Origin of the sequence: Kluyvera sp. CHPC 1.2972 (assembly GCF_036759925.1) — a bacterium.
In the GTDB taxonomy this organism is placed as follows: Bacteria; Pseudomonadota; Gammaproteobacteria; order Enterobacterales; family Enterobacteriaceae; genus Kluyvera.
The window spans coordinates 1-12,001 of record NZ_JAPKIB010000008.1 but is presented as its reverse complement, the minus strand read 5'-3'; the positions used below and the strand labels follow the sequence as shown (position 1 = coordinate 12,001).

The 12,001-nt window shown below is 56.1% G+C and carries 8 protein-coding genes; all 8 read right to left on the bottom strand.

The genetic code is table 11. The features are described from left to right. Positions 1-247: 247 nt before the first annotated feature. Positions 248-1,399 (bottom strand): MFS transporter, encoded by a 1,152-nt coding sequence (locus tag V6944_RS13900; RefSeq protein WP_333499378.1) that lies wholly within the window; start codon positions 1,397-1,399, stop codon positions 248-250. A gap of 261 nt (positions 1,400-1,660) precedes the next feature. Further along, a complete protein-coding gene (locus tag V6944_RS13895) occupies positions 1,661-2,524 on the bottom strand; it encodes a dimethyl sulfoxide reductase anchor subunit family protein (RefSeq protein WP_333499377.1) in 864 nt (287 codons plus the stop codon). Position 2,525: 1 nt separating this feature from the next. Continuing rightward, on the bottom strand, positions 2,526-3,143 hold the full coding sequence (locus V6944_RS13890; protein WP_333499376.1) for a DMSO/selenate family reductase complex B subunit: 618 nt from the start codon (positions 3,141-3,143) through the stop codon (positions 2,526-2,528). A gap of 10 nt (positions 3,144-3,153) precedes the next feature. After that, positions 3,154-5,598 carry a dimethylsulfoxide reductase subunit A gene (gene dmsA / locus V6944_RS13885; RefSeq protein ID WP_333499375.1) on the bottom strand — a complete coding sequence of 815 codons (2,445 nt, stop codon included), beginning with the start codon at positions 5,596-5,598 and terminating at the stop codon, positions 3,154-3,156. Between the two features lie 199 nt (positions 5,599-5,797). Beyond that, the gene (serS, locus tag V6944_RS13880; RefSeq protein ID WP_185666576.1) at positions 5,798-7,090 is read right to left on the bottom strand and encodes a serine--tRNA ligase; all 1,293 of its coding nucleotides are present in this window, start codon (positions 7,088-7,090) and stop codon (positions 5,798-5,800) included. Between the two features lie 92 nt (positions 7,091-7,182). Beyond that, positions 7,183-8,526, bottom strand: coding sequence for a replication-associated recombination protein RarA (gene rarA, locus V6944_RS13875; protein ID WP_333499374.1), 1,344 nt, complete (start codon positions 8,524-8,526; stop codon positions 7,183-7,185). Positions 8,527-8,535: 9 nt separating this feature from the next. Next, positions 8,536-9,147: an outer membrane lipoprotein chaperone LolA gene (gene lolA / locus V6944_RS13870; protein WP_333499373.1), complete on the bottom strand. Its 612-nt coding sequence runs from the start codon at positions 9,145-9,147 to the stop codon at positions 8,536-8,538. Positions 9,148-9,269: 122 nt separating this feature from the next. After that, positions 9,270-12,001: DNA translocase FtsK (locus tag V6944_RS13865; RefSeq protein ID WP_333499372.1), on the bottom strand; the 2,732-nt coding region annotated here is incomplete at its 5' end.

Below are 12,001 nucleotides of genomic sequence, written 5' to 3'. Positions count from 1 at the left end.
TTCCGTTCCTTGAATGTTATTGTTCGCAAGTGCGATTTTTTTTTCGACGGAGATTATGCGAGTACTAATCCAAAATGGGTAACGTAAACGTGCAGAATTCCAACATCTCGCACATTTAATCGGGTTTATTTTCTGGAAGTCAGAGGAATATAGGCTCGCCCTCACCTACGCAAAAGCAGCGCAGCATTACTCAGTATAGTAATGCTGAAAGATTGGCGCGTTATGTTGCCACAACGCGCCTACAAGATCAGGCGTGAGCCACTGGCGTAGGATGGTGCCCCGCTTTGCGCAGCAGCATCATAAGATAGATGAACGATACCCCGGCAATCATAATAAACAGCAGGTTATCAGAGTAGTTTTGCATCAGCATCGCCGTCAGCGACGGCCCAACCAGGCTACCGATGGTATAGCTCAGCAGCAGCGCCTGGTTCATGGAGACCAGCTGATGATGTTCTACTTTCTCACACGCCCAGGCCATCGCTACCGGATACAGCGTGAAGCCCGCTGCGCCAAGGATAAACAGCGCTGGTGCCATCGCAGCCTGACTCAGCATGCCCAGGCAGCCGACAATCACCACAAACACCTGTACACGCAGCACCATCAGACGGCCATAGCGGTCTGCCAGACGACCAATCGGCCACTGCCCCAAAATGCCCGCACTGACCATCACCGCCATCCAGAACCCAATCCCGGAGTCACTGACGCCGCGGTGGTTCAGATACAGCGGCATCAGGCCATAGAGTGAGCCCAGCACGATACCGGAAATAATACAACCATTCACGCCCAGACGTGCCTGACGCAGTTTGAACATCGGCCAGACACGCGTGCTTTCGTCCTGCACGTCCTCCTGCTGGTTCAGGATGCGGGTAAACAGCAGCGGCAGAATGCCCGCTAACACCACACCGGTCATCAGCGGAAGAATAGTCGCCATGTCTGTCGGCAAGCGGCTGACAATAATCTGCCCCAGCACAGTACCGATGTAGTACATCATCATATAGGCCGCCAGCAGGCGCCCACGGTTACGCGACGTGCCGCTGCACATCAGCGCGCTCTCCACCACGACCCAAATCATGGCGCAGCCAACGCCCGCGATAAAGCGCCAGAACATCCAGCTCCAGAAGCCCACCATAAAGCCCAGCCCCACGCAGCCCGCGGCAAAAATCAGCGAAGCGATGTAATAGCTGTAATTAAATCCAAGGCGCTTAATCAGTCGGCCGGTGAGCATGGTACCGACCAGGTTGCCGGTAAAATAGGACGAGCTGACCACTCCCACCTGCCAGGTTGGCAAGTTTTCATGGGCGAGCCAGAGCGGGACGAGCGTGTTTAATACCGCGATCGCCAGCGTCAATAAGAGTAAGCCGCAGAGCAACAATAGCACTGGGCGAGTATAGGTGGACATGGGTTCAAACCGTGAGGATAGACAGATTTCGTGCGCATCATGCCACTGCCAAAAACATTGTCAATCCACCTGATTTCAACGGCTAAAGGCTTTCTGGCTCAACGATTGACGTTTCTTATTCAACGCAACGATAAGCTGCGCTTAAGTTATCTTATTATTTTGTTTTTATTGAAAATAAGAAGAAACAGCAGAGAAAGGATCAGTCGAAAAAATTCATGAACAAAAAGTGCCAGGGCCGTATGCCCTGGCAGCTTATTTTGCTTAACTGGCGACCGCCATACCGACGGTCATGTGCAGACCGTAGAAAACGCCACGACCCAGCATCTCCCCCACCAGCACCAGCACAAACGCCAGGCTCAGAAGCGGCAGCGCTGGCTGGTAGCCTTTGAGCTGCGGCCCTACCCAGCAAACCAGCGCCAGAGCGATGGCGACAATACGCCACGCCATCAGCGAGCCATAGTCTGGTACCAGTGCCGAAGCCTGCTGAATGGAGCTTTGAATCGAAGCTAGCTCTACACCCTGCATTGTGGTGACAATCACGCTCACCACCAGTGCAGCAAGGCTGATAACCGGCAGCAAACGCATGCCCCAACCCTCAACGCCTGCCCAGCGCAGCAACAGATAGCCGAGCAGCGGGCCGCCGATAAACAGCGTCAGGAAGAAACTCAGCGGCGTCCAGATGGTGTACCAGGTAGGCACGGTATCAATGGTGTTGTAGACCCGCACCATCATCCAGACAAACACTACGCCCAGCACCGCCGTCACTACCAGCCACACGCTGCGCAGCGCGCAGGAGAGCTTATTGGTGACCGCCAGCAGCCAGCCGATACCGCCGACGGCAAAGAAGATTGCGCCGCTGGCAATTTCGTTACTCAGCGAGGAGGCGCCCACGCGGTTCAGCGAGTTAAAGGCGCGCATTGGTGAACCGAGGTGCATGGTCGAAGCGATAAAGCCAATGCCCATCAGCACCCACAGCGCAAACATGCTCAGCACTACGCGCTGCTGCTGTTCACGAGGAAGTTGCCCTTTCATCAATGCAAGTGCCAGAACGATAAATCCGCCCGCCACGCATTGCCCAAAGACCGTGAAGATCATCAACGGCCATTCATGCCATCCACTACCCATCTCACACCTCCTTCGGATTGGCCAGATAGCCAGTGGTATCGCCGCACGGACGTGCATTGGCGTTAGGTTTAATCACAATGCTGGGTTTGGTGAAGTGCGCGGACGGCAGCGGCGCTACCGCCGCAAGCGTGCCGTGCTTCTGACGCAGCGCTTCGATAGGGCCGAAGTCCAGCGCACGCAGCGGGCAGGATTCCACGCAAATCGGCTTCTTGCCTTCCGCCACGCGCTCATGGCAGCCGTCGCATTTGGTCATGTGACCTTTAGCTTCGTTGTACTGCGGCGCGCCGTACGGGCAGGCCATGTGACAGTAACGGCAGCCGATGCAGACATCTTCGTTGACGACCACAAAGCCGTCTTCACGTTTGTGCATCGCGCCGCTCGGGCACACTTTGGTACAGGCCGGGTCTTCGCAGTGGTTACAGGCGATGGACAGGTAATAGGCAAAGACGTTCTGGTTCCAGACGCCGTTGTCCTCCTGCCAGTCGCCACCCGCGTATTCGTAAATACGACGGAAGCTGACGTCCGGAGTTAAGTCTTTGTAATCTTTACAGGCCAGCTCGCAGGTTTTGCAACCGGTGCAACGAGCGGAGTCAATAAAAAAGCCATATTGGGTAGTCATCGGTTACTCCTTACACCTTCTCAACCTGGACAAGGTTCGTGTGCGATGGGTTGCCTTTCGCCAACGGCGACGGGCGTTGAGTGGTCAGCACGTTAATGCAGCCCGCCTGGTCGATACGTCCGGAATCCGGGTTGTACCAGGCCCCCTCACCCAGCGCGACGATGCCCGGCATCATGCGCGGCGTTACCTTAGCTTCAATATGCACTTCCCCGCGGTCGTTAAAGATACGCACGCGATCGCCATTGGCGATGCCGCGCTTCTTCGCATCCAGTGGGTTGATCCACATCTCCTGACGACAGGCCGCTTTCAGCACATCCACGTTGCCGTAGGTTGAGTGAACGCGGGCTTTGTAGTGGAAACCGGTCAACTGAAGCGGGAACTTCTCGGCCAGCGGATCGTTGTAGTTTTCAAAGCCCGGGGTGTAGATCGGTAACGGATCGATAACATCGCCTTCTGGCAGCTCCCAGGTCGCGGCAATTTTTGCCAGATCTTGCGAGTAGATCTCAATTTTCCCGGACGGTGTGGTCAGCGGGTTAGCCTGCGGATCTTCACGGAAGGCTTTATAGGCCACGTGATGCCCTTCCGGGTCACGCTGTTTGAAGATGCCCTGCTTACGGAAGGTATCGAAGTCCGGTAGTTCCGGCACGGCCTGACGAGAAAGTTCATGCAGATGGCGCATCCACCCTTCCTGGGTACGCCCTTCGGTGAACTGCTGCTCAACGCCCATGCGTTTCGCCAGCTCCGTGGTCATGTCATAAATCGTTTTACACTCAAAGCGCGGTTTGATGACCTGGTCGGTAAAGATGACGTAGGACATGTTGCCGCAGGAGGCATCCATCGCGAAGTCCATCTGTTCAGACGCAGTACAGTCTGGCAGCAGAATATCGGCATATTTCGCCGATGAGGTCATATGGCAGTCAATCACCACAATCATTTCGCACTTCTTATCATCCTGCAGAATTTCATGAGTACGGTTGATTTCGGAGTGCTGGTTAATCAGGCAGTTACCGGCGTAGTTCCAGATCATTTTGATCGGCACATCCAGCTTGTCTTTACCGCGCACGCCATCACGCAGCGCCGTCATTTCCGGCCCGCGGACGATCGCATCGGTCCACATAAACATGGAGATACTGGTCTGTACCGGGTTTTCCAGCGTTGGCATACGCTCAAACGGCACCTCATAGGAGCCTTCACGCGCGCCGCTGTTGCCACCGTTGATCCCGACGTTACCGGTCAGAATCGACAGCATCGAGATAGCGCGGGTGGCAATTTCACCGTTAGCGTGACGTTGCGGGCCCCAGCCCTGGGAGATATAGGCCGGTTTGGCTAGCGCAATTTCGCGCGCCAGTTTCACGATGCGCTCAGCAGGAATGCCGGTAATGGTCGATGCCCATTCCGGCGTTTTCGCCGTTGCATCGCTGCCCTGCCCAAGGATATAGGCTTTATAGTGACCGTTAGCTGGTGCACCTTCCGGAAGCGTTTTTTCGTCGTAGCCGACGCAGTATTTATCGAGGAACGGTCGATCGACCAGGTTTTCAGTGATCATCACCCACGCCAACGCCGATACCAACGCCGCATCAGTACCTGGGCGGATAGGGATCCACTCATCTTCACGCCCTGCACCGGTATCGGTATAGCGCGGGTCAACGATAATCATGCGCGCATTAGATTTCTGGCGCGCCTGCTCCAGGTAGTAGGTCACCCCGCCGCCGCTCATGCGTGTTTCACCAGGGTTATTACCAAACAGCACGACTAGCTTACTGTTTTCGATATCTGACGGGCTGTTGCCGTCTGCCCAGCCGCCGTAGGTGTAGTTCAGTCCTGCAGCAATCTGTGCGGAAGAGTAGTCACCGTAGTGGTTCAGATAGCCGCCGCAGCAGTTCATCAGACGTGCGATCAGCGTTTTTCCCGGTGGCCAGGAACGGGTCAGCGTCCCGCCGAGGGTGCCGGTGCCGTAGTTAAGATAGATAGATTCGTTGCCGTAATCTTTAATCAGCCGTTTCATGTTATCGGCAATGGTGTCAAAGGCTTCTTCCCAGCTGATGCGCTCGAATTTACCTTCGCCACGTTTGCCCACCCGCTTCATCGGGTACTTCAGACGATCCGGGTTATAGACACGACGACGCATTGAACGACCGCGCAGGCAGGCGCGAACCTGGTGGAGGCCATCGTAGTTATCATCGCCGGTGTTATCCGTTTCGACGTATTTAATCTCGCCATCGACAACATGCATGCGCAGCGGACAGCGGCTGCCACAGTTTACCGTGCACGCACTCCAGGTCACGCGCTCTACCGCCGTGGTTGGTGCAATCGCTTCTGCGGCGTGCGCAATACGGCTGAAAGGAAGCGTAAACGCACTGCTGGCCATCGCCAGTCCGCCTATGGCCGTGGTTTTCATCAAACCACGACGGCTGACCTCAGCTGCCAGTAAAGCATCGGGGGTTTCAGTTTTCATGGACTCTCACTTCGTTGCTAACATTGAAAACATGACTCGTTATATAGTTATATATATAACGAAATGTTATTATTGTAGTTTTATATGCTGGTGGTACTTAGAAGGGAGTATTAAACGTTCTACCGGGAGAGGTATTGTTCAGTATCAATGCGGATATAAAAAAAGCGCCTTGCGGCGCTTTTTTGTGGAACAGGCAGGATTAACCGATGTATTCCAGACCGTTCATGTATGGACGCAGTACCTCAGGCACTTCAATGCGGCCATCTGCCTGCTGGTAGTTTTCCAGCACGGCAACCAGCGTACGACCTACGGCCAGGCCAGACCCGTTCAGGGTGTGAACCAGACGCGTTTTCTTGTCGGATTTGCTGCGGCAGCGAGCCTGCATGCGGCGCGCCTGGAAATCCCAGACATTAGAGCAAGAAGAGATCTCGCGGTAGGTATTCTGCGCAGGAACCCAGACTTCGAGGTCATAGGTTTTGCAGGCGCCGAAGCCCATGTCACCGGTACACAGGATAATTTTACGGTACGGCAGACCCAGCAGCTGCAGGACTTTCTCTGCATGACCGGTCATCTCTTCCAGCGCTTCCATGGAATCTTCTGGACGCACGATCTGCACCATCTCAACTTTATCGAACTGGTGCATACGGATCAGACCACGAGTGTCACGGCCATAGGAACCCGCTTCAGAGCGGAAGCACGGCGTGTGCGCGGTCATTTTGATCGGCAGATCGTCTTCGTCGATGATTTCATCGCGCACCAGGTTGGTCAGCGGCACTTCTGCCGTTGGGATCAGCGCGTAGTTGCTGCTGTCAGCTTCTTCTTCCAGCGGGCGAGTATGGAACAGGTCACCGGCGAATTTTGGCAGCTGGCCCGTACCGTACAGCGTGTCCTGGTTCACCAGGTAAGGCACATAGTTTTCGCTATAGCCGTGCTGTTCAGTGTGCAGATCCAGCATGAACTGCGACAGTGCGCGGTGCATACGGGCAATCTGGCCTTTCATCACGACGAAACGTGAACCGGTCAGCTTCACTGCCGCGGCAAAATCAAGCCCGCTGTGCATTTCGCCCAGCGTCACGTGATCGCGGATCTCGAAATCGAATTCGCGCGGCGTGCCCCAGCGGCTAACTTCAACGTTGTCGTTTTCGTCACGGCCAATCGGTGCGTCGTCATGCGGGATATTCGGGATGGTCAGTGCAATATCGCGAATCTCAGCCAGCAGAACATCCAGCTCTGATTTAGCGGCATCAAGTTGTTCGCCAAGCTTGTTCACTTCCAGGCGTAAAGGCTCAATGTCTTCCCCGCGTGCTTTCGCCTGGCCGATGGATTTCGATCGCGAGTTACGCTCTGCCTGCAGATTTTCAGTTTCTACCTGCAGTACTTTACGACGCTCTTCAAGAGCGCGAAGTTTATCTACATCCAGCTTAAAGCCCCGGCGTGCCAGTTTTTCTGCGACTGCGTCTGGCTCTGTACGCAGCAGATTGGGATCGAGCATGCTTATCCTATGCTTATCGAATTGAAAGTGGAGTATGCGACCACAGCCCGTGGTCGCAGAGGTACATCGACAACATTACCGCAACGACTGCACTAGCGGTAGCGTTTTGTGCGGCTATTTTGATCCTGTTCAGCGAGCCAGGCGAGCTTTTCGCCAATCTTGCCTTCAAGACCTCGGTTAGTCGGGTGATAGTAGCGCGTTTGTGCCATTTCGCTGGGGAAATACTCTTCACCGGCGGCGTAGGCGTTGGGCTCATCGTGGGCGTAGCGGTACTCCTGCCCATAGCCCATCTCTTTCATCAGTTTGGTTGGCGCATTGCGCAGGTGTACTGGCACATCGTAATCAGGACGTTCGCGAGCATCGGCCATTGCGGCTTTAAAGGCGGTGTAGACCGCGTTGCTTTTCGGCGCACAGGCCAGGTAGACAATCGCCTGGGCGATAGCACGCTCCCCTTCGGCCGGGCCGACGCGGGTAAAGCAGTCCCAGGCAGAAATCGCCACCTGCATGGCGCGCGGGTCAGCATTACCGACATCCTCAGAGGCAATGGCCAGGCAGCGGCGGGCAACGTACAGCGGATCACCACCTGCGCTGATAATACGGGCATACCAGTAGAGCGCGGCGTCGGGCGCACTGCCGCGTACCGACTTGTGCAGCGCCGAAATCAGGTCATAGAAGCGGTCGCCTTTATTATCAAAACGAGCACTGCGTTCACCGGCAATTTCGGTCAGAAGTTGAGGCAGCAGCACGCGTTTACCAGAATCATCCAGCTCCGCCATGTCAGCCATCATTTCCAGGGTGTTCAACGCACGTCGGGCGTCGCCGTTCACCAGTTCGGCAATTGCACGGCGCGTCTCGTCCGGTAGGACAATATCCTGCCCGCCGTAGCCGCGCGCCTTGTCTTCCATCGCCTGAGTAAGTACTTGCTCAATATCCTCGGTGGTCAGGGATTTCAGCAGGTAGACGCGCGCACGGGAGAGCAGCGCCGAATTGAGCTCAAACGAAGGATTTTCAGTGGTTGCGCCGATAAAGGTGATGGTGCCGTCTTCAATATGCGGCAGGAAGGCATCCTGCTGGCTTTTATTAAAACGGTGGACTTCATCGACAAACAGAATGGTGCGACGACCAGCGTTGCGGTTCTGTCGAGCGCGCTCAATGGCCTCACGAATCTCTTTCACCCCGGAGGTGACGGCGGAGATCCGCTCAACATCGGCATTGGCGTAGCGAGCAATCACTTCCGCCAGCGTCGTTTTGCCGGTACCCGGCGGCCCCCAAAGGATCATCGAGTGCAGATGACCGGCTTCAATGGCGCGAGGCAATGGCTTGCCAGCAGCCAGCAGATGCTGCTGGCCGATATACTGCGCTAAGTTTTCTGGCCGCATACGGGCGGCCAGAGGTTGAAATGCATTATCGGAAAAATCGAGCGACAAATTGCTCACGCAGGCCTCTTACTTACGCTGATCGTCCACCGTCACGCCCTGCGGCGGTGTAAAGGTGAATTTGGAGGCGTCGATTGCGCCGTTCTGCTGCGATTTCAGCTGGTAGCTACTGCGCTGATCGTCCTGCTCAATCGCGCTGAACTGATGGATTGTGCCATCGCGCCCTACGTTGATGGTGAATTTCTTCAGATTGCCGTTGCTGCCGCGTGGCGTCAGCACGAAATCATCACCGGTCTGCTGGATATTGTATTGCTGCCAGTCGCTGGCCTGGTTACGTGCAATCAGCATAAACGGCGTGTTGCCGGTCGCGTCTTTCAGCCAGGTGGCAGTCGCTTGCTCAACAAACGGGTTGTAGAACCACAGGGTTTTGCCGTCAGAGACCAGGATGCTTTCATCTGGCTGGGTCATATGCCAGTTAAACAGGTTTGGGCGTTTTACCCACAGATCGCCCTGACCTTCCTGCACCGCGTTGCCGCTGCCATCAGTCACTTTCTGAGTGAAGCTGGCATGGAAGCTACTCACTTTATCAAGACGGCTTTTCAGGTCACCTGCAGCATCAGCCCATACGCTGCTGACGACAAAGCTGGAAAGTAATGCACACGTGATCGCTACCTTTTTCATTATTAATCCTTAATTAGCCTCATGCTCCCGGCAGGAGAGCCTCTGTCACTCACTCTAAGACTTCGCCCAGAGCGGTGACAGAAGAAAATACTGAATTCTGACTTATTTACCCATCTTTGCAATCAATCGAACGGCGGCGGAGCCAGCACTTCTCGGTTGCCGTTGTGCCCTTGTTCACTGACGATCCCCTGCGCTTCCATCTGTTCGATGATACGCGCAGCACGGTTGTAGCCAATGCGGAACTGGCGCTGTACGCCGGAGATTGACGCTTTGCGTTTCTGGGTCACGAAATTGACCGCCTGATCGAACAGTGGATCCAGCTCTTCACCGCCATCAAAGCCACCGCCGCCGCCTTCGCTTTCACTGTCGGAGGTGATGCCATCGACATACTGCGGACGGCCACGTGCTTTCCAGTCCTGTACCACCGCGTGGACTTCCTGGTCACGGACAAATGCGCCGTGCACACGTACCGGGTTGTTCGAGTTCGGCCCGGCATAGAGCATATCACCCATGCCGAGCAGCGACTCTGCGCCACCCTGGTCAAGAATGGTACGGGAGTCAATTTTACTGGAAACCGTAAACGCAATACGGGTTGGAATATTAGCCTTAATAAGACCGGTAATCACATCCACCGATGGACGCTGGGTTGCCAGCACCAGGTGGATACCCGCGGCACGCGCTTTCTGCGCCAGACGCGCGATCAGCTCTTCCACTTTCTTGCCGACGGTCATCATCAGGTCAGCAAATTCATCGACCAGCACCACGATATACGGCAGTTTTTCCAACACGGGATGCGTAGCATCCATGCTGTCGCCCGGTTTCCAGTAAGGGTCCGGAATCGGACGGCCCATGCGCGCCGCTTCGGCAATTTTTTCGTTATAACCGGCAAGGTTTCGTACACCAAGCGCCGACATCAGCTTGTAGCGACGCTCCATTTCGTTGACGCTCCAGCGCAGGGCGTTAGCGGCGTCTTTCATGTCGGTGACCACTTCAGTCAGCAGATGCGGGATCCCTTCATAGACCGACAGTTCTAGCATTTTCGGGTCGATCATGATGAAGCGCACGTCTTCAGGCTGTGCTTTATAGAGCATACTGAGGATCATGGCGTTCACGCCGACAGACTTACCGGAACCGGTCGTACCAGCAACCAGCAGGTGTGGCATTTTGGCGAGATCGGCCACCACCGGCTCACCAGCGATATCTTTACCCAGCACCACCGTCAGCGGTGACGGGTTGTCGCGGAATTTATCGCAGTCGAGCACTTCACGCAGGTAAACGGTCTGACGTTTCTTGTTCGGCAGTTCCAGGCCAACGTACGGTTTGCCAGGAATGACTTCCACCACGCGAACCGCAACGGTCGACAGCGAACGCGCCAGGTCACGGGACAGGTTAGAAATACGCGCAGCCTTCACGCCCGGCGCCAGATTCAGCTCGAAGCGGGTGATAACCGGCCCCGGGGAGTAGTTTACGACGTCCGCTTTAATGCGATAGTCGGCCAGTCGGGTTTCCACCAGACGCGCCATCTGTTCCAGCGCAAAGGTATCTACCGGCTCCACTTCCGTTGGTGGCGGCGTTAAAAGATCCAATGACGGCAGCGGCGTCGTCGGCTTCTGCAGTGGACGATCGTCACCGTTACGCATCAGCAGCGGGTGAATCAGGCTCTCCTGCTGCGGTGGCGTTACCGGCTGATGTGCAGGCTGCTGCACATGCTGTTGTGGCTGAGCATACTGTTGCTGCGGCGCATGCTGAGGCTGGTGATAGCTTTGAGCATGCTGCGGCGGTTGTTGCTGTTGATAATGCTGTTGAGGCGGCGGCGTCACCGCAGGCTCAGGCATCACGCTCGGCGTGAACAACGGCGCTTTCGGTGTCTCATCCACCAGCGTTTTCATCGGCGAGAATTCAAAATCGTCGAGGGAGAACGGGTGTGCGCCTTCAGGCTGTTCGCTGGCATAACGATTCTGCTGAGACGCGGCGAACTGGCGTGCCAGTTCCGCTTCTGCGGCAACATCTTCATCGTTCTCTTCGAAAGCATCGTTATTCTGCTCGTCCGCTTCGCCATAGCGTTGCTGCTGCGAGGCGGCAAACTGGCGAGCCAACGCATCCTGCTGCAGCGCATCGGCTTCGTCGTCGGTCAGCGGCTGATTATCGTCAGGCTGATAGCGCTCGGCTGCGCGCGCTGCGCGCTCCTCGGCCATCCGCTGCGATGGCAGCTTGATGCCGTATGAGGCCAGCTCACGGCGCGTCGGCACGCGAACGCGATTAGGGCGCGGCAGCTGTGGGCCAATGCCTTCTTTAACCTGCGAACGTGGGCCTTCAGCCGGGCTAAACAACGGCGCTGAAGCCGCAGCTGCTGCGGTTCCGGCAGCTGCAGCTGCCGCATGACGGACACTGGCGGCTACCGGTGCAACGGCAGCGGAAGGTTCTGGTACGGAAACCGGAATGGACGGCGCGGTCGATGCCCGCTGTTCCATTGGCGCTAACGGTTCCGGAATGGGTTGATACCACGCCGCCAGCTGTTCACGTTCACGTGCGCGTTTCTCTTCCACTTCTTCGAAATAGTACAGCGGCGGACGGTGAGCAGGTTTAACTTCTTCTTCCACTACCGGTTCTGGTTCGACGGTAGGGGCGTGTTCAGCTTGCGGTACGTTCAAATATTCCGATTCAGCGGCGTACGGCTGTTCTTGCTGCGGCTGTTCATAAACAGGCTGTTGCGGTTGCGCATACTGCGGCTGCTCGTAAACAGGCTGCTGTGGTTGCGCATACTGCGGCTGCTCGTAAGCAGGCTGCTGCGGTTGCGCGTACTGCGGCTGCTCGTAAACAGGCTGCTGTGGTTGCGCATACTGCGGCTGCTCGT